The sequence below is a fragment of the Neisseria weixii genome, from assembly GCF_002327085.1.
Classification (GTDB): domain Bacteria; phylum Pseudomonadota; class Gammaproteobacteria; order Burkholderiales; family Neisseriaceae; genus Neisseria; species Neisseria weixii.
In genome coordinates this window covers 2,048,881-2,068,060 of sequence record NZ_CP023429.1, presented here as the reverse complement: position 1 = coordinate 2,068,060, position 19,180 = coordinate 2,048,881, and the positions used below count along the sequence as shown (strand labels likewise).

The following is a 19,180-nucleotide window of genomic DNA, read 5'->3' as shown; positions in this document are numbered from 1 at the left end:
CTATGAGCAAGAAAAATCAACATGTTGTCCTCCATTCTGACGGATGGGCAGTTAAGGGAGCAGGGAACAGCAAGGCGACAGCTGTGTATGGAACACAGAAGGAGACCATCGCTCGCGCGGAAGTTATTGCCAAAAATCAGCGTGCAGATACCAAGATTCACGGAGCGGATGGCAGGATTCGGGCGGGCAACAGTTACGGCAATGATCCTTGTCCGCCACGCGACAAAAAATAGGAGGGGTTTTCGATTATCGGAATTGAGATAGTCGCGGGTCGAAATAATTTGTCATGGTTTTAAATGAAAACCGCCTCCCTTCGGGGAGGCGTGGGTTAACAAAATCATAGGAGAACAAAAAATGAATCGGGTACGCCTACACATTTGGGGCGATTACGCCTGTTTTACCCGTCCGGAAATGAAGGTGGAACGGGTGTCTTACGATGTCATCACGCCGTCGGCGGCGCGCGGGGTGTTGGCGGCGGTGCATTGGAAGCCGGCGATCCGCTGGGTGATTGACCGCATTTATGTGTTGAAGCCGATCCGTTTTGAATCGGTGCGGCGCAATGAGTTGGGCGGCAAGATTTCGGAGAGCAAGGTCAGCGGGGCGATGCGGCGCAAGAGCGTGGAAGGTTTGTACATGCTGATTGACGACGACCGCCAGCAGCGCGCGGCGACAGTGTTGAAAGACGTGGGTTATGTGATTGAAGCCCATGCGGTGCTGACGGCTAAAGCGGGTGCGGACGATACGATTACCAAGCATATCGAAATGTTTAAGCGGCGGGCGCTAAAGGGGCAGTGTTTTCAGCAGCCGTGCATGGGTGTGCGCGAGTTTCCGGCGCATTTTGCTTGGGTGGATGATGACGGTGTTTTTCCCGAATCATGCCTGTCTGAAAGCGAAGCCAACCGAGATTTGGGCTGGATGCTGCACGATATTGATTTCGACCACGGCAATCTGCCGAAATTTTTCCGTGCCGAAATGAAAAACGGGGTCATCGAAGTGCCGCCGTTTTACGCCGAGGAGGTGAAAGCATGATTTTGGCTTCACTGGCGCGTTATTACCGCCGCTTGGCAACGCAAAATGATGATGTTGGCAATCCGAAAGTGCCGCCTTACGGCTTTAGCGAGGAAAAAATCGGCTGGGTTTTGGTGTTGGATAAAGAAGGCCGTCTGCAAGATGCAGTGCCGAATTTAACGGCGGATAAAAAGCCGCAGCCGAAACTGATGAGCGTGCCGCAATCTTTCAAGCGCCCTGGGACAACGCCTAAACCATTTTTTCTGTGGGACAAAACCGCTTATGCCTTGGGCGTGGAAGCCAATAAAGACAAGGCGCAGGCGAAAACAGAACCTGTGGTGCCATCCGAAAAAACCTTCGAGGCGTTCCGGCAATATCATTTGGATTTGTTGCAACACGAACAAGACGAAGGTTTGCAGGCGCTCTACCGCTTTTTGCAACACTGGCAGCCCGCGCAGTTTGCTGATTATCCATGCCTGTCTGAAACGCCGGACGCCAATGTGGTGTTCGCTTTGGATAAGCCTTCCGCCTTGATTCACAAGCGCGAAGAGGCGCAAACACTGTGGGCAGGCCGTCTGAAAAGCGACGAAGCCGAGCAGGGCTTGTGCCTGATCAGCGGCGAAGAAGCGCCGATTGCGCGGCTGCATCCGGCGATTAAGGGCGTGTTCGGCGGGCAGAGTTCGGGCGGTTCGATTATTTCGTTTAACAAAGAATCCTTTGCTTCGTTCGGCAAAGAGCAGGGCGCCAATGCGCCGGTGTCGGAAGTGTCGGCCTTTGCCTATACTACCGCGCTGAATTATCTGCTGCGCCGCGAAAACGGCCATTGCCTCACCATCGGCGATGCCAGCACGGTGTTTTGGGCGGAAGCTGCCGATAGCGAAACCGCCGCCGCAGCCGAAGATTTCTTTGCCGACATCATGACCCCGCCCGATGACGAGCAGCAAAGCCAAAAAGTATTCAATGTTTTGGAGCAAATCGCCAAAGGCCGCCCTTTGCAGGAAATCGCGCCCGATCTGTCGCCCGATACCCGCTTTTATATCTTGGGCTTGGCACCGAATGCGGCGCGGATTTCCATCCGCTTTTGGCTGGATACCACGTTCGGGCAGTTGGCGGCAAATCTGGCGCAGCATTGGCAGGATTTGGCGCTGGAGCCGCGGCCGTGGAAAACCGCACCGTCGGTGTGGCGTTTGCTGCTTCAGACGGCCGTGTTGGGCAAAAGCGAAAACATTTCCCCCGTTTTGGCAGGTGAGATGATGCGCGCCGTAATCGGCGGTACGCTGTATCCCATGAGCCTGTTGGCGCAGTTGATCGCCCGCATCCGTGCCGACGGCGATGCCAACGGCTTGCGCGTCGCCATGATTAAAGCCGTGTTACAGCGGCGTTTCAGAAAAGGTCTTATTCACGAGGAGGTTTCCATGAGTTTGAATACCGAAAGCCGAAATCAGGCTTATCTGCTCGGGCGTCTGTTTGCCGTGCTCGAGCGCATCCAGTATCAGGCGCTGGGCGAATTGAATGCGGGCATTGCCGACCGCTATTACGGCTCCGCATCCGCCGTGCCGTTTTCCGTTTTTCCGCGTCTGTTGTCGGGCGCCAAGCACCATTTATCGCGCCTGCGTAAAGACAAAGCCGGCATGGCGGTCAATCTCGACAAAGATTTGGGCGAGATTGTCGCCATGCTGCCTGAAACTTTCCCGCGCCATTTGAGCATCGATGAACAAGGCCGCTTTGCCATCGGCTATTACCAGCAAAAGCAAAGCTACTTCGCCAAAAAGACCCCGCAGTTGCCCAAACACATGAAGGAGAATAAACATGTCCATCCAAAACCGCTATGAATTCGTTTACTTTTTTGACGTAACTAACGGCAACCCCAACGGTGACCCCGACGCCGGCAATATGCCGCGCCTTGATCCCGAATCCAGCAAAGGCCTGGTTACCGACGTGTGCCTGAAGCGCAAAATCCGCAATTTTGTCGAACTTGCCAGCGAAAACCAGCCGGGTTACGAAATCTACGTGAAAGACAAAGGCGTGCTGAACCTGCAAAACAAACGCGCCTATGAAGCCTTGGGCATCGAATCCGAAGCCAAAAAACTGCCCAAAGACGAAGCCAAAGCCCGCGACATCACCGCTTGGATGTGCAAAAACTTCTTCGACATCCGCACCTTCGGCGCCGTGATGACCACCGAAGTCAACAGCGGCCAAGTGCGCGGCCCCGTGCAACTGGCGTTCGCCCAATCCATCGACCCCATCGTGCCGCTGGAAATCTCCATCACCCGCATGGCCGTAACCAACGAAAAAGACCTCGAAAAAGAGCGCACCATGGGGCGCAAATACATCGTCCCCTACGCCCTTTACCGCGTGCACGGCTTTATCTCTGCCAACCTTGCCGCCAAAACCGGCTTTTCCGACGAAGATTTGGGCAAACTCTGGCAAGCCCTGCAATTGATGTTCGAGCACGACCGCTCCGCCGCCCGCGGTGAAATGGCCGCCCGCAAACTCATCGTCTTCAAGCACGACAGCGTCCTGGGCAGCCAGCCCGCGCATAAACTGTTCGAGCGCGTCAAAGTCGAACGCATCAGCGGCGAAAGCGGCACCCCAGCCCAGTCTTTCGCCGACTACCGAATCAGCGTCGATTCAGACGGCCTGGATGGTGTGGAAGTAATTGAAAAACTTTAAAAATTCAGAAACTTAATTTTCAGACAGGCATAGTGCAATGCCTGTCTGAAATTGCGTTCTGCCGGAAAAGCAGATGCCTGCCGCTCCCAATGTTTGGGTATGGCTGCATACGCAAACCTTTCTCTCTTATGGAGCAAACTGGGAGACGAGCTTTCCGGCCTGCTGAAATTTTTCAGGCCGTCTGAAAAAACATTGGAAACAGTCATATAGGCTGGGTTTGGCCCGGCCCGCGCAACGGTAAAAATTTCAGACGGCCTCTTCCCTTTTTTAAGGGTTTCGGCCTGTATGGATTTTTTCATAACCGCCAAACAAAGAAAAATAACCGATGGAAAACATTTCCCTTTCCGCCCTGCAACACTACGCCTTCTGCCCGCGCCAATGCGCGCTGATCCACAACGAACAGGCGTGGGCGGAGAATTTTCTCACCGCGCAGGGCAGGGCGTTGCATGAGCGGGTAGATTCGGGCGAGCCGGAAACCCGCAAAGGCGTGCGCTTTGAGCGCAGCGTGCATGTTGCGGCGGAAAAGTTGGGGCTGAGCGGCATACTCGATATGGTTGAGCACGATATTCGGACAGGCCGTCTGAAACCCGTGGAATACAAACGCGGCAAGCCCAAGCCCGAGCCGTTCGACGAAATCCAGCTTTGCGCGCAGGCGATGTGTTTGGAGGAAATGACGGGGCAGACCGTCGGCGAAGGCGCGCTGTGGTATATGCAGACCCGCCACCGCGTGCCCGTAGCGTTTTCAGACGGCCTCAGGGCGCAGACGCTGGACGTTATCCGCAAGGTGCACGAACTGCTGGACAGCGGCACCACCCCGCCGCCCGAATACGGCAAACGCTGCAAAGCCTGTTCGCTGGTGGAGATTTGCCAGCCTGCTTTGTTGGGGAAGGATAGGTCGGTGGGGTATGTGAAGGGGTTGTTTGGGGAAACTTTTTTAGCGAATAGAAATAATAAATAGGGAGATAAAAATGAATAGAACACCTATCTTGAAGTTAGATTGGGATAAAGCAAGAAGTTTTTTCTTGAAACATGAAAGTTATTGCAATATTGATTTGCCTAAATATTTTTCTTTTTCCGATTTGCTGGAAAAAATATCACAAGAGTTTATAGGAAAAGATTTAAATGACTTTTGCCAATCTAAAAGTGCAATGGGAAAACAAGATGGTGTAAATCATCTGATTTATGCTAATAAAGACGGAAAGCTCTCTTGGAGACCATTTCAAATTATTCATCCATTAGTTTATGTTGCATTAGTTCATGAGATAACGAAAGAAGATAATTGGGGAAAATTGCAAACTCGATTTAAGAAATTCCAGAGTAATGAAAAAATCAAATGTTTAAGTATTCCTGTTCAATCAGAAAATAAACAATCTGATAAAGCGCAACAAATCTCTAGCTGGTGGGAGCAGGTTGAGCAGCAATCCATTTTACTTGCATTGGAATACGATTATATTTTTGATACTGATGTGGCAGATTGCTATGGTTCAGTTTATACCCATGCAATTGCGTGGGCGGTAGAAAGCAAACAAGTCGCAAAAATAGAACGAAGCAATCATTCATTATTGGGTAACTTTATAGATAAGAGTATTCAAAATATACAAAACCAACAAACAAACGGTATCCCTCAAGGTTCAGTTTTAATGGATTTCATTGCTGAAATTATATTAGGCTATATTGACAGAATTTTAAGTGTTACTCTAAAAAAACAAGAAATAAAAAATTATAAAATTTTGCGCTACCGCGATGATTATCGGATTTTTGTTTGTAATCCTAATGATGGTGAGAAAATCTTAAAATATCTGTCTGAAATTATGATGCCGTTTGGTTTTAAACTAAATGCAAGTAAAACTAAAGGTAGTCAAGATGTGATTACTCAATCTATTAAAAAAGATAAATTGGCTTGGCTTGCTATTCCGCAAAATCATAGAATTAGTTTGCAGAAACAGATTTTATTGATTAGACAACATAGTATCAATTTTCCTAATTCAGGTAGTTTGAACGTGGCGCTTAATAAATTTGACAAAAAGTTAGAAAAAGCTAGGGTTATAAATAACCTTGAACAACTTGTTAGCATTGTTACTGATATTGCATACCACAATCCAAAGGTTATTCCTGTCTGTTGTGCCATTATTAGTAAATTATTGAATAGGTTGGATGATCATGGGGCTATGGCCAAGCTTGTTCATCAAAAATTAAGCCGAATGCCTAATTCTGGCTTCACTCAAATTTGGTTGCAACGGATGTTAAAAGCAGATTTAAATACTTACCTTTTTTCTGAAAAAATGTGTGATTTGAAGCAAATTTCTTTATGGAATAATAAATGGGTAAAAGAGAGTAAGATGCTTGATGTTCTAAATAATACGCTTATTTTTCAGCAAGATGAATTTGATAAATTGGAAAGTATTATTCCAAATGAAGAAATAGATATTTTTAATTTAGATATTTTTAATTATTAAATTATGTGAGTTTTTAATTAAATTCAATAGAGTTATTAAATAAATTACCATATTTTTTATTGATCCAATCTGTAATAAAACTGTTTTCAGACAACTATTCTTAACTAGATACTGTCTGAAAGTTTGAATTTTTCAGACGGCTTCTAAAGTGCGGTCAAAACCAAGGGGATTTTCCAAATGCGCAAACTTCAAAACACGCTCTACATCACCACCCAAGGCAGTTATCTGCATAAGGAGCGGGAGACGCTGGTAGTGGAGCAGGAGCGCAGGAAGGTAGCGCAGTTGCCGGTGCATTCCATCGGGCATATTTTCTGTTTCGGCAATGTGTTGGTGTCGCCGTTTTTGATGGGGTTTTGCGGGGAAAACGGGGTGAATTTGGCGTTTTTTACGGAAAACGGGCGGTTTTTGGGGCGTTTGCAGGGGCGGCAGGGCGGGAATGTGTTGCTGAGGCGGGCGCAGTACCGTGCGTCGGAGCAGAATCCTGTGCCGGTGGCGCGCAATATGATTGCGGCGAAGATTCAGGCTTCCAAGCGGGTGTTGCAGCGGCATATCCGCAATCATGGGGAAAATGCGGAGGTTCAGGCGGCGGCGGTGGCGCTGAATTTCGGTTTGCAGCAGTTGAAGCGGGCTGAGGGGCTGGATGTGATCCGTGGGATTGAGGGGGATGCGGCGGCGCGTTATTTCGGGTGTTCCGCTATTTGCTGCGCGAAAACAGCGGTTTTGCGTTTGACGGCCGCAACCGCCGTCCGCCGCGCGACGGGGTGAATGCGCTGCTGTCGTTTCTTTACAGTATTGTGGGCAAGGAGATCGGCGGTGCGCTGCAGGGGGTGGGGCTGGATCCGCAGGTGGGTTTTCTGCACGCGGACAGGCCGGGGCGCGACAGTTTGGCGCAGGATATGTTGGAGGAATTCCGCGCGTGGTGGGTGGACAGGCTGGTGCTTTCGCTGATCAACCGCGGGCAGGTGAAGCTGCAGGATTTTGTGGCGGAGGCGGGCGGCGCGGTAAATATGAAGGCGGAGACGCGCAAGCTGCTGTTTCAGGCGTTGCAGGCGAAAAAGCAGGAGAAAATCGTGCATCCGTTTTTGCAGGAGGAAGTGGCCGTCGGCCTGCTGCCGCATATTCAGGCCATGCTGCTGGCGCGGCACCTGCGCGGCGATTTGGCGGAATATCCGCCGTTTTTGATGCGTTGATTTTTTTCAGACAGGCATTCAGACGGCCTCAATGCCTGTCTGAAAAATAAACAAGGGGAAATGTTGTGCTGATGCTGATTACTTACGATATTGCCCTGGACGACCCGCAAGGCCAAGCGCGCCTGCGCCGTATCGCCAAACATTGTTTGGACTACGGCGTGCGCGTGCAATATTCGGTGTTTGAGTGCGATATTGCGCCCGATCAATGGGTTGTTTTGAAAGAAAAATTGTTGAAAACCTATAACCCGAAACCGACAGCCTGCGCTTTTACCACTTGGGCAGCAAATGGCGGCGCAAGGTGGAGCACCACGGCGCAAAAGCGGCGGTGGATGTGTTTCAAGACACGCTGATCGTGTGAATCGCCAACCTGCGGTGCTCATCAAAATGCGGGCAGGTTGGCGAAACGGGAAGGTTCTTTAACAATCAGGAACTTAGCAAAGTATGTATGGCGGGAAAAGGCTGTGCTATACTCGCTTTGCGCCTTTGTCGGCGACTTTGGCGATTTAGGGCTGTAGAAGCCTTGAGTGGCAAGGGTTTCCGAGGAGGCTTCAGCCGCCCACGGGCGGCTGTGTGTTGAAACTACAGCTTTTTATTATGGTAGGTACTCTATTAGGTCAGCCGCCCACGGGCGGCTGTGTGTTGAAACCCAACAGACCTTTCAGCATCAGTGTTTTGGCCAGTCAGCCGCCCACGGGCGGCTGTGTGTTGAAACTCTATCACCAAAAAACAATGCACATCTACCAGAACAGCCGCCCACGGGCGGCTGTGTGTTGAAACGGTTTGTATGGCCTCAATATTCTGCGCCAACTCGTCAGCCGCCCACGGGCGGCTGTGTGTTGAAACCAACAAATTCCCGCGTGGCCAACACCACTGCCGGTCAGCCGCCCACGGGCGGCTGTGTGTTGAAACGAAAACGAAGAAAGTGATCTAAAACTCAAATAACTCAGCCGCCCACGGGCGGCTGTGTGTTGAAACTGTTATGGGGTAGCTGCTGGCAGCTTTGTTGTGTCAGCCGCCCACGGGCGGCTGTGTGTTGAAACTTTACATAATTGTAAATCTCAAAAATGTATTTACTCAGCCGCCCACGGGCGGCTGTGTGTTGAAACCGAAATCCGAACAGGCAGATTTGCCTGACGAACTCAGCCGCCCACGGGCGGCTGTGTGTTGAAACTGTACAGAGTGGGATTTTCAGACGGCCTGAAAGGTGTCAGCCGCCCACGGGCGGCTGTGTGTTGAAACATAGACTGTTCCGTTTGCATAGCTGGTATTAATGTCAGCCGCCCACGGGCGGCTGTGTGTTGAAACTATAAAAGGCAGTAGAATCATCGCTACTAAGAGCTCAGCCGCCCACGGGCGGCTGTGTGTTGAAACTGCCTAGTTTTGAGCTGTCTGGCGGACAAGTCGAATCAGCCGCCCACGGGCGGCTGTGTGTTGAAACCCCCGCCTAATGCAACATTACCGGCCATCTGTCCGGTCAGCCGCCACGGGCGGCTGTGTGTTGAAACAAAGCTGACGAAAACGCCCCAAAACCTGAACCTGTGTCAGCCGCCCACGGGCGGCTGTGTGTTGAAACAAAACATGGCTTGACGGTTTCGGTTGTGAAGACCTTCAGCCGCCCACGGGCGGCTGTGTGTTGAAACCGAAATCCGAACAGGCAGATTTGCCTGACGAACTCAGCCGCCCACGGGCGGCTGTGTGTTGAAACCCGATATGCCGGAAACTGCTCCAATTTACGATGATTCAGCCGCCCACGGGCGGCTGTGTGTTGAAACCCGATATGCCGGAAACTGCTCCAATTTACGATGATTCAGCCGCCCACGGGCGGCTGTGTGTTGAAACAAAATCTCTTGGGTATGGTTACAAAAAATGCCAGTTCAGCCGCCCACGGGCGGCTGTGTGTTGAAACCATTCTTTTGCGTAGCCCGCGATGTTTGAGGCGGTCAGCCGCCCACGGGCGGCTGTGTGTTGAAACGTCATCAATCGTCTTGCTCGGCTTTTCATGGATTTCAGCCGCCCACGGGCGGCTGTGTGTTGAAACAGGTACTAATCCATCTCCTAATAATTCAGTAGATTCAGCCGCCTTCGGGCGGCTGTGTGTTGAAATGTTCCCGGAGCAAGTCAGATGATGACTAATATCTTTCCGTCGCTTTAGGATGTCTATATGTGGCAATAGCCACTAAACCCCACACGCTAAATTAACGAAAGCAACCGTAAAAAGCGGTGTATTACGATGTCTCTTTGTTATTGAGTTAATCTAAGTTTGAACCAAGTTAAAGTATGCTAAAAAATCATGCCGTCTGAACGTGATTTTGGTATATGATTTAAAAATGAATGCCATTTGATTTCAGGAGAAAAATCCATGTTCCAATTTGCCCATCCCAACAAACTCTGCTGCGCCAAGCGGTGACTGAGGCTTACCGCCGCGATGAAGTCGAAGCGGTGAACGATATGCTGCAGCAGGCGCAGATGACGGATGAGGAGCGTCGTGCTGCCGATGATTTGGCGCGCCGTTTGGTGACGCAGGTGCGGGCGAGCCGTACCAAAGCGAGCGGTGTGGATGCGCTGATGCATGAATTTTCGTTGTCGAGCGAAGAGGGTGTGGCGCTGATGTGTTTGGCTGAGGCTTTATTGCGTATTCCGGATAATGCCACGCGCAATAAATTGATTGCCGACAAGCTTTCAGACGGCGATTGGAAAAGCCATCTGAACCACAGTCCGAGCCTGTTTGTGAACGCGGCGGCTTGGGGTTTGCTGGTAACCGGTAAATTGACCACTACGACCAACGAACAAAACTTGGGTTCGGCATTGAGCCGCGTGTTGGGCAAGGGCGGTGCGCCGTTGATCCGCAAAGGGGTAGACTATGGCATGCGTATGCTGGGTAAGCAGTTTGTGACCGGCCAAACCATTGAAGAAGCGTTGGGAAACGGCAAAGAGCGTGAAAAACTGGGCTACCGTTTCTCATTCGATATGCTGGGTGAAGCGGCGTTTACCCAAGCCGATGCCGACCGCTACTATCAGGATTACGCCACTGCGATTCACGCCATCGGCAAGGATGCGGCAGGTCAGGGCGTGTACGACGGCAACGGCATTTCGGTGAAATTGTCGGCGATTCATCCGCGCTATTTCCGTGCGCAACACGAGCGCGTGATGACGGAATTGCTGCCGAAATTAAAAGAATTGTTTGTTCTGGCGAAGCAATACGATATCGGACTGAACATCGATGCCGAAGAAGCCAACCGCTTGGAATTGTCGCTGGACTTGATGGAAGCTTTGGTTTCCGATCCTGATTTGGCTGGCTACAACGGTATTGGTTTTGTGGTGCAGGCCTACCAAAAACGCTGTCCGTTTGTGATTGATTATTTGGTGGATTTGGCGCGCCGCAACAATCAGAAGCTGATGATCCGCTTGGTAAAAGGCGCGTATTGGGACAGCGAGATCAAATGGGCGCAGGTGGACGGCCTCAACGGCTATCCTGTATACACCCGCAAAGTGCATACCGACATTTCCTATCTGGCTTGCGCGCGCAAACTGCTGGACGCGCAAGATGCCGTGTTCCCTCAATTTGCCACCCACAATGCTTACACGCTGGCGGCGATTTGCGAAATGGGTAAGGGTAAGGATTTTGAACACCAATGTCTGCACGGTATGGGCGAAACCCTGTATGACCAAGTGGTCGGCCCGCAAAACTTAGGCCGCCGCGTGCGCATTTACGCGCCGGTGGGCACGCATGAAACGCTGCTGGCGTATTTGGTGCGCCGTTTGCTGGAAAACGGTGCCAATTCGTCGTTTGTGAACCAAATCGTTGATGAAAAAATCAGCATTGACGAGCTGATTCGCAGCCCGTTCGACACCATTGCCGAAGAAGGCATTCATTTGCATGCCGCTTTGCCGCTGCCGCGCGATTTATACGGCAAAGGCCGTCTGAATTCGCAAGGGGTGGATTTGAGCAATGAAAATGTGTTGCAGCAATTGCAGCAAAAAATGAATCAAGCGGCGGCGCAAGCGTTTCAGACGGCCTCGATGATTAATGGCAAGCTGCGTGAAGCCAACGCGCCGCAAGATGTGAACAATCCTGCCGATCATGGCGATGTGGTGGGTACGGTTTCATTTGCCGATGCCGCCTTGGCGCAAGAAGCGATTGCCGAAGCCGTGGCTGCGCAAGCCGCTTGGGGTGCGACACCGGCTGCCGAACGTGCTGCCTGTTTGCGCCGTTTGGCCGATTTGATGGAGCAGCACACGCCCGCATTGATGATGCTGGCCGTGCGCGAAGCGGGCAAAACGCTGCAAAACGCCATTGCCGAAGCGCGCGAAGCCGTCGATTTCTGCCGCTACTATGCCGATGAAGCCGGGCAAACTTTACCCGCCAATACCCAAGGCGTGGGTACGATTGTCGCCATCAGCCCGTGGAATTTCCCGTTGGCTATTTTTACCGGCGAAGTGGTGGCCGCATTGGCTGCCGGCAACACCGTAGTCGCCAAACCTGCCGAGCAAACCAGTTTGATTGCTTCGTATGCCGTGTCGTTGATGCATCAAGCCGGTGTGCCGTCTGAAGCTTTGCAGTTGGTATTGGGTGCAGGCGAAACCGGTGCGGCTTTAACACAAGACCCACGCATCAGCGGCGTGATTTTCACCGGTTCGACTGAAGTGGCACGCCTGATTAACCAAACCTTGGCCAAACGCGATGACAATCCGGTGTTGATTGCTGAAACCGGCGGCCAAAATGCCATGATTGTCGATTCCACCGCATTGGCCGAACAAGTCTGCGCCGATGTGTTGAATTCCGCTTTCGATTCGGCCGGCCAACGCTGTTCGGCGTTGCGTATTTTGTGCGTGCAGGAAGATGTGGCCGATCATATGATTGAGATGATTAAAGGTGCGATGAATGAATTGGTGGTCGGTAATCCGCAATTGCTGAATACCGATGTCGGCCCGGTCATCGATGCCGAAGCGCAAACCAATCTGTTGGCGCACATTGGTAAAATGAAAGGTACGGCCAAATCGTTCCATGAAATCAAGGTTTCAGACGGCATTGATGACGCACAATCGACTTTTGTCGCCCCGATTTTGTTTGAATTGAACAATTTAAACGAATTGCAGCGCGAAGTGTTCGGCCCTGTGTTGCACGTGGTGCGCTACCGTGCCGACGAACTCGACAGTCTGATCGATCAAATCAACAGCAAAGGCTACGCGCTGACCCACGGCGTACACAGCCGCATCGACGCAACCGTGGATCACATCCGCAAACGCATTGAAGCGGGCAACGTGTACATCAACCGCAATATCGTCGGCGCGGTTGTCGGCGTGCAGCCGTTCGGCGGCCATGGTTTATCGGGTACGGGTCCGAAAGCAGGCGGCCCGTTCTACCTGCAACGCTTAAGCCGTCTGAAACAGTGGGCGGCGCCAACCTTGAGCAAAGTCGGTCAAGCCGATGACGAAGTCTTGAAACGCTTGGAAGCTGTGCTGCACAACCTGCCGATCAGCCAAGAATGCAAGCTCTCGATTGCGGCCGCTTTAGGCCAAGCCCGTATCCGAACACTGCGCCATGCCGAATCGGTGTTGGCCGGTCCGACCGGCGAGCGCAACGTATTGAGCTGGCATGCGCCGAAACGCGTGTGGATTTACGGCGGTGATTTGGTGCAGTCGTTCACCGCGTTGGTGCAACTGGCCGCCGCCGGTGTACAGGGCGTGATTGAAGCCAATCATCCGCTGGCTGCGGAAGTGGCGCATTTGGGCAATTTGCTGATTGTCGATAAACCGGAAAACGCCGGTATCAGCCACGTGGTTGCGCTGGAAGATTTGCCGGGCGGACGCAAACAGGCTCTGGCCGCCACCGACGGCGCGTTAATCCGCATCCTGCCGTCTGAAAACGGCTTGGACATTCTGCAAGTGTTTGAAGAAATTTCGTGCAGCATCAACACCACCGCAGCGGGCGGCAATGCCAGCCTGATGGCAATGTCGGATTAATTAATCTCTTAAATGTTAAAGGCCGTCTGAAAGATTGGGGAACAGTCCAATTTTTCAGACGGCCTAAATCTTTGCAAAACTCTTTTAAAAGTCAGCATGAGGCCTTTGCAAAACTCTCTGAAAAGCTACAGCACAGAGAACCGACGTCATTCCCGCGCAGGCGGGAATCTATTTTTGAGCATGACAAACTATTGAATAAAATAAGTTTCTTAAATTTTAAGATGGATTCCCGTCTGCACGGGAATGACGGTCGCTTGGGTTTTTATTGGTGGTGCATGAGGTTTGGCAAAGGCCTCAGTTTGTCTTATTCTGCTGAGTTTCATCGGATCTAGGCCAGAAAAAGCCATGCCGTCTGAAAGTTTCAGACGGCATGGCTTTTTTATCACGGTTTAAACCGTTAATTTCGCCAAACATTCGTGCAGCGGATTGAAATAGTTGGCCAAATAATCGTCAAACGGGATTTCATCGGCGGCTTTGGCTTCGATTTCGGCAAATTCCTGCAACGATTGCCGGCTTTGCGCTTCCAGCTTGGCTTGTACATCTTGAGGCAGCGGCTGCTTTAAAGTTTCCAGATGTTGCGCGGTCAAGCCCATTGCCCATGGCAGAAACTCTTGTTCGGCCATTTCGGCTTGCACACGTTGCGGCAGGCGCAGGGATTCGCCGCGGTTGGCGCGGATTTGGCTTTGTACGGCTTCGCGGTACCCGTTGTTGCCTGAACCTTGGTCAAGGCGCTCGGCAATCGGCAGGATTTCATGCAGGATTTCGTTTGCCCAATCTTGCGCAGAAATGCTGCGGCCGTTTTTAAACAGTCTGAATCCTTCGCTCAAGCCTGAACAGGCGGTGCGCAGGCGGTTGTGGTTGGCTTCATTGTAATCCGTATTGGTAAATGCAGGCGAATCTTTCAGCAAACACCACAGCATGAAGCTTTCCAAGAAATGGATTTGTTCCAAGCTGATGCCGGCGGGATCATACGGATTATTGTCGAGCAAACGCAATTCGACATAGGCGATGCCGCGAGCGCTCAAGGCGCTGATGGGCAATTCGCCTTTCTTTATCACCTGTTTCGGACGTGCGCCACTATAATATTCGTTGGCGATTTGCAGAATATTGGTGCTGATTTGGCGGTACAGTCCGGCAGGGCCGCGCAAGCCCAAGTATTCGTACACCGGCGCCGGTGTCAGCACTGCCGCACCCAAATCGCGGATGTATTCGTTCAAATGATTGAAGCTGACGCTGAAATCGACTTTATTTTGATAGCCGAGCTGGCTCATGCGCAGGGTGGTGGCGTTTTTCCAGGTAAAGCTTTGCTCGTGCAGACGGTCGAGCACATTTTGCGCCGGTTGGAAGCTTTGGTCGCAGGCAGGAGAAGTGCCGAACAGGTGGCAAATCAGCCAGCCGTAGCGCTGGATATTGCGAATCATGCCCATGTAACGCTCATTGCGCCAAGTGTCGGTCGGTTCCGCGCCTTCTTGCCCGACTAAGGCTGCCCACAGGCTTTCCGGCGGCGAATAGTTGAAATGCACGCCGGCAATCATCTGCATGGTGCGGCCATAGCGGTAAGACAGGCCAATGCGGTAAAGGCGTTTCAATTTTGCGCCGTTGCTTTGGCCGAAGTAGCCGATTTCGATGTGTTCGGGATTGTCGGGCAGACGGCAAGGCATGCTGGCTGCCCACATGCTTTCTTCGCCGATGTTTTGCGCGCTGAATTGGTGTAATTCCAAAAGCTGTTGATACACTGCTTTCGGGAATTGATGCGGATCGGTGACCAGTTCCAATAATGCTTCGCCATAATCGATGGTGATGTTCGGATGGGTATAGACATTGCCCAAGGCTTCTGGGTGGCGTGTCCCGGCAAGGTGGCCGTCGGCGGTGGTGCGAAGGCTCTCGCGCTCGATGCCGATGTTGCCGCCGGACAGTGGAAGGGTCTCGATGTTCATGTATTTTCCTTGGCAGAAAGTGTGGGCTTCTGCGAAAAGTGCCTATCGGGATGGCCGTCTGCTGCCATCAAACAGGGCGATTTTAGCACGGAACGGCAGCGGCGGAATATGCTTATGTGTGAATGAACGGCGGATATTCAGACGGCCAAACGGCAATTCACAAGCTATGCGGATCAGCCGGTAAGATGATAAGCAGAAGTGATTTCAGACGGCATGAGGCAATATTTCAGGCCGTCTGAATGTCAGTTTTGCTGCAAAATCCATTTTGCCCGTTCGATAACCGGCGCATCAATCATTTGTCCGTCTACTTGGAAAACGGCTTGGCCGCTGTGTTCTGCTTCGGCAACGACTTTGGCTGCAAAAGCCAACAAGTTTTCAGACGGCCTCAACGCTTCTTTTACGGCTACGACTTGTTTCGGGTGGATGCACAAAACCCCGCCGAAACCCATATCACGCCAGTATTCGGCATGGCGGCGGTTGGCTTCGTGGTCGTTGAAATCCGGGAAGGTGGTTTCGATGGGCGGGTGCAGATGGTTGATGCGGCTGTGCAGCAGCATATCGGTGCGCAGACGGTCGAATATGGTTTGCGCAGCAGCGGTGCCATAGCTCACGCCCAAATCATTGGACAAATCCAAGCAGCCGTAGGTCATCGCAAACAGGCCGTCTGAACGTGCCAATTGCCCGATGCCGGCCATGCCTTGCGCTGATTCAATGTCAGCGATAACCGGTTTGCCGGTGGCATGATGCAGCGAAGAAATTTCATCGGCCCGAACGGTTTTGGGAAGCACCAATCCTTTGATTTTTCTGATACTCTTTGCCGCCGCCACATCATCGGTATGAAACGGGCCGTGTGTGCCGTTAATCCGTACCCACACTTCGGGTGTATCGGCGCGGCCGCAATAATCCTCCGTATCCGCACGCGCTGCGGCCTTACGTTCGGGCTCAACCGTATCTTCCCAATCGACGATGACTTCGTCCGCACCGCAGTCAAAGGCTTTGGCGATGCGCTCGGGACGCGTGGCGGGAACGAACAGGAAAATTTTCGGAACCGGTCGGTGCAGCATGCTTTCTCCTTATTTTTAGGTTTTGGGTTGGACGATTGTAGCGGATTTTTCGGGGACATGCCGTCTGAAAATTGCCTCCCCTAATCTTTGGACAAGTTGAGAATTCTTCACAAACAGCCTTTTCAAGCCGGGTTCTGTAGGTAACAGTATTCAGCCTTTTTAAATTTCAACTAGGGGCTGTTGACGTTAAGCTTACCGCAAAGTCAAAGCATCTTCTGCCGGAAGCACATCGGTCAAAATGCAGCATTGAAGTTTCTACCTTTCAGACGGCCAAATACTTTATCCACTATTTGGGCCGCCATCCTACCGTTCGCTCTTTGCTCTAAAGAATAAGCAGCAATCTCGGTAGGACACATCCGGTATCGGCGATAAATACGGTTTGCTGTCAGTGCATTTGAAACCGGTCACATCGGCCAGCCATTTATCTCCCTGTTTCTTGACAGTAAACTCACGGTTGAGAAGGTTTGCCGAAGCATCCCCTATTGCTTACGGGCGGCGGGCTTTTTTGTTGAGTGCTTTGGCTTTTAAGCCCAATAAACGTATGATTCCCTACACTTTATTTTTGTTCCGCGACAATGCGGCGACAATGTGGCAGCCTTTGTGCCGGAGATAGGCCCCACTTAACTGCCGTTTGGGATGCCGCATCGGGATCGGGTTTGCCGATGCAGTAATGGTAACTGCTTTTGGAAATATCGGTAATGTGCGGCAGATATTTCAGCGGGTGTCCTGCTCAACGTTTGAACGGTTTCGCAGGTTTGGCGGCATTCCCCTTCCTTTTCATTGAAGGCTTCCGTGTTTTGGCAGCGTTCTCCGCTCTCATATAACGTTGCTTTTCAATCGTTTCTGCTGCATTTTTTCATGGTCGGTTTCGTCGGCGGTAAATGTTTTTTTACGTTTGGCCTTCATGGAATTTGCCTGCGGGTGTTGAAGTGTGGCGATACCGCCTTGCTGATAGGCGGTTATCCGGCAGGTGTGCGTGAGGCGCTGATTTGCATTTAAAAAGCCGAATCCTGTTACCTACAGAACCCGGCTTGGAAAGGTTGTTTGGAAAGATTCTCAATTTGTCCAAAGATTGGAGGGCAGTTCATAATTTTCAGACGGCCTTTGTCTGTCGTGAAGTGCTTATTCTGCGTTTAAAAACTCAAGCAGCTGTCTGCCTCCCCGGTTAAGTGCCGCTGAAAACGCACGCACTTCCTGCTCTTGATCGGCATGATAGCTGATTGTTACCAGCCAGCCGGCCTGTGTAAGCGTGTAGTTGATACCCAGTCCGCCTGGAGTGGTGGGAGCAAAGGCGAAGTTGACCACAACGGTATCATCGCCGACGGTGGAAGTGGAAAGGAAATCGGTAGTAAAGGCGCGATAACCTGCGTTTTTGAAGAATGCGGGCAGACAGGCGGAAACTTGAGGCGACATTAATTGTAAGCCGAGCAGGTGGCGGTTGGCTCCATGGCCTGATTTGGCGGTTTTGATGCGGGCTTTGTGCTCGTCAAGTGCAGCTTTCAGCATTTGACGGTCGGGTTTTCCTATTAGCAGGGTGTCGATGAAGGCCAGTGATTCCTGCGAAACCGGACGTATGCATTCGGTGCGGCCGCTTTGAAAGTGGCTTGCATCGACGGCTTCGTAGGTATTGCGGATGCGGCCGTAGGTGGAAAGTTGGGCGTATTGGAACAAAAATTGCGACAGTGCATCATGGCTCACTCCTTGGGGCACGCTTAGGCCGTTAAAAGGGATAAGCGTACTGCTGACGCGCATTTTGGCGGCTTTTTCGGTGTATTGGTACTGCCATTTGTCCCAGTTTTTTTGCAGGGTCGGGGAAGCTGCCATTCGCAGCGTTTTACGGCGGGCAGCACTTTTACACCTGTAGGCGTATCAAGTTTGCCGGTGGCACGGGTAAGAATGCCTTTGAGTGCGCCACCGTCGGCCCATGTGTGTTCGCAATGAAGGAACAGGCGTCCGGTTGCGGTGTTGTAGCAATAAGTGGTTGGTTTGTAGCACCAAACGCGCTGCTGGGTTTGAAAGGTTGTTTCAGTCAAATCGTCATCGGCGTTCAGTGCGTCGTTGCTGATGCTGATGTGGAACAAGTCTTGTTTGATGTGTTCGAGCAGACGGGCATTGTCGGCTTGCTTTTGCAGATCGGCGCAAACACGGGCGGTTTTGTTGCCGCCGAGATAGCAGGGTGTGGCAACCGGGAAAGGGTTTTGGGCGGTGTCGGCCAAAATTTGCTCGAAAGCCTGTCTGAACGTATCGGGATGGTAGGCTTCGTATTGCTCATCCAGTACGGCGATGCGGTAATAAAAACCGTTGTGCAAAATACCGATATGGCGGCTGCCTTTGGGAGCGAAGTGGAAACTGTCGCTTCTTTTGCCGGGGATGCGGCAGGCACCTTGTAAAATCGCCCATTGATTCATGCACACTGGGACGCCTTGCGGTGTTTCTGCAGGAGGAATGCGTCCGTGGTGGTAATCGGCACATACTGCGGCCAAAGCAGCTGCCCATTGTGCCAGGCTTTTCCCCTGTTTTTGGATACCGAAACCGACATTGCTGGCCAGCGGCAGCGGTGTGCGGATGTCAAGATAGGATTGCAGCCAGGCATCAATCAGCCAGCTTTGTTCTGCTTGTTTGTCAAACCGAATCAGCGCATCCTGCATGGCGCGGCCTTTGCCGCGGGCGGATTGGAAATGGCGCGCAGCGGCTTCGGTTCCGGCATATTCCTCATCGGTAAGCAAGGGACGGACCTGCTTTAGGTAGCGCTCGCAGGTTTCGTCCAAATCGGGTATGGGAAGACGGGATATCGGTTGCATGGGGTTTCCTTTATCGGATGTCGGTTCAGAACTTGTCCGCCGTCCGTCTGCATACTGGAAGTATTACCGCAATGCAAACGGTAAACA

At 51.8% G+C, this 19,180-nt stretch carries 9 protein-coding genes, 4 pseudogenes and 2 CRISPR repeat arrays; of the genes and pseudogenes, 10 read left to right on the top strand and 3 right to left on the bottom strand.

The window, feature by feature from the left end; translation table 11 throughout:
- The first annotated feature begins 2 nt into the window (after positions 1–2).
- The 9 genes and pseudogenes from CGZ65_RS10475 to putA all read left to right on the top strand — a co-directional run bounded on the left by CGZ65_RS10475 (position 3) and on the right by putA (position 13,291).
- Positions 3–233, top strand: a complete 231-nt coding sequence (locus CGZ65_RS10475; protein WP_096295768.1) for a DUF2188 domain-containing protein — start codon at positions 3–5, stop codon at positions 231–233.
- A 121-nt stretch (positions 234–354) separates the two neighbouring features.
- The gene (gene cas5c / locus CGZ65_RS10470) at positions 355–1,029 is read left to right on the top strand and encodes a type I-C CRISPR-associated protein Cas5c (RefSeq protein WP_096295767.1); all 675 of its coding nucleotides are present in this window, start codon (positions 355–357) and stop codon (positions 1,027–1,029) included.
- Positions 1,026–2,840, top strand: coding sequence for a type I-C CRISPR-associated protein Cas8c/Csd1 (gene cas8c, locus CGZ65_RS10465; RefSeq protein WP_096295766.1), 1,815 nt, complete (start codon positions 1,026–1,028; stop codon positions 2,838–2,840). Before cas5c ends, cas8c begins: the two co-directional genes overlap by 4 nt.
- A complete protein-coding gene (cas7c, locus tag CGZ65_RS10460; protein ID WP_096295765.1) occupies positions 2,818–3,681 on the top strand; it encodes a type I-C CRISPR-associated protein Cas7/Csd2 in 864 nt (287 codons plus the stop codon). The genes cas8c and cas7c overlap by 23 nt, the downstream gene beginning before the upstream one ends.
- Before the next feature lie 325 nt (positions 3,682–4,006).
- Positions 4,007–4,639, top strand: a complete 633-nt coding sequence (cas4, locus tag CGZ65_RS10450; RefSeq protein WP_096295763.1) for a CRISPR-associated protein Cas4 — start codon at positions 4,007–4,009, stop codon at positions 4,637–4,639.
- Between the two features lie 10 nt (positions 4,640–4,649).
- The gene (locus tag CGZ65_RS10445; RefSeq protein ID WP_096295762.1) at positions 4,650–6,137 is read left to right on the top strand and encodes an RNA-directed DNA polymerase; all 1,488 of its coding nucleotides are present in this window, start codon (positions 4,650–4,652) and stop codon (positions 6,135–6,137) included.
- 177 nt (positions 6,138–6,314) lie between these two features.
- Positions 6,315–7,327 (top strand): annotated as a pseudogene (gene cas1c / locus CGZ65_RS10440) (type I-C CRISPR-associated endonuclease Cas1c).
- Between the two features lie 65 nt (positions 7,328–7,392).
- Positions 7,393–7,685 (top strand): annotated as a pseudogene (gene cas2 / locus CGZ65_RS10435) (CRISPR-associated endonuclease Cas2).
- 190 nt (positions 7,686–7,875) lie between these two features.
- Positions 7,876–8,765: direct repeats of the CRISPR family, unit length 32 nt; unit sequence TCAGCCGCCCACGGGCGGCTGTGTGTTGAAAC.
- Between the two features lie 102 nt (positions 8,766–8,867).
- Positions 8,868–9,431: direct repeats of the CRISPR family, unit length 32 nt; unit sequence TCAGCCGCCCACGGGCGGCTGTGTGTTGAAAC.
- 255 nt (positions 9,432–9,686) lie between these two features.
- Positions 9,687–13,291: pseudogene (gene putA, locus CGZ65_RS10430) on the top strand (bifunctional proline dehydrogenase/L-glutamate gamma-semialdehyde dehydrogenase PutA).
- 389 nt (positions 13,292–13,680) lie between these two features.
- Here putA and gshA read toward each other — a convergent pair.
- Together gshA and CGZ65_RS10415 are read right to left on the bottom strand one after the other, a co-directional pair.
- Positions 13,681–15,228: a glutamate--cysteine ligase gene (gene gshA, locus CGZ65_RS10420; protein ID WP_096295760.1), complete on the bottom strand. Its 1,548-nt coding sequence runs from the start codon at positions 15,226–15,228 to the stop codon at positions 13,681–13,683.
- A gap of 242 nt (positions 15,229–15,470) precedes the next feature.
- Positions 15,471–16,292 carry an HpcH/HpaI aldolase/citrate lyase family protein gene (locus tag CGZ65_RS10415; protein WP_096295759.1) on the bottom strand — a complete coding sequence of 274 codons (822 nt, stop codon included), beginning with the start codon at positions 16,290–16,292 and terminating at the stop codon, positions 15,471–15,473.
- 792 nt (positions 16,293–17,084) lie between these two features.
- On the opposite strand from CGZ65_RS10415, the gene CGZ65_RS12960 reads away from it, so the two are divergent.
- Positions 17,085–17,291: a hypothetical protein gene (locus tag CGZ65_RS12960; RefSeq protein WP_157742775.1), complete on the top strand. Its 207-nt coding sequence runs from the start codon at positions 17,085–17,087 to the stop codon at positions 17,289–17,291.
- A gap of 123 nt (positions 17,292–17,414) precedes the next feature.
- Here the strand turns inward: CGZ65_RS12960 and CGZ65_RS10410 are convergent.
- Positions 17,415–19,093: pseudogene (locus tag CGZ65_RS10410) on the bottom strand (choline/carnitine O-acyltransferase).
- Positions 19,094–19,180: the final 87 nt, after the last annotated feature.

Excerpts from the sequence above, each read along its gene's own strand:
- cas8c (WP_096295766.1), top strand. The coding sequence starts at position 1,026 with ATGATTTTGGCTTCACTGGCGCGTTATTACCGCCGCTTGGCAACGCAA.
- CGZ65_RS10415 (WP_096295759.1), bottom strand. The coding sequence starts at position 16,292 with ATGCTGCACCGACCGGTTCCGAAAATTTTCCTGTTCGTTCCCGCCACG.
- cas5c (WP_096295767.1), top strand. The coding sequence starts at position 355 with ATGAATCGGGTACGCCTACACATTTGGGGCGATTACGCCTGTTTTACC.
- CGZ65_RS10475 (WP_096295768.1), top strand. The coding sequence starts at position 3 with ATGAGCAAGAAAAATCAACATGTTGTCCTCCATTCTGACGGATGGGCA.
- gshA (WP_096295760.1), bottom strand. The coding sequence starts at position 15,228 with ATGAACATCGAGACCCTTCCACTGTCCGGCGGCAACATCGGCATCGAG.
- cas7c (WP_096295765.1), top strand. The coding sequence starts at position 2,818 with ATGTCCATCCAAAACCGCTATGAATTCGTTTACTTTTTTGACGTAACT.
- CGZ65_RS10445 (WP_096295762.1), top strand. The coding sequence starts at position 4,650 with ATGAATAGAACACCTATCTTGAAGTTAGATTGGGATAAAGCAAGAAGT.
- cas4 (WP_096295763.1), top strand. The coding sequence starts at position 4,007 with ATGGAAAACATTTCCCTTTCCGCCCTGCAACACTACGCCTTCTGCCCG.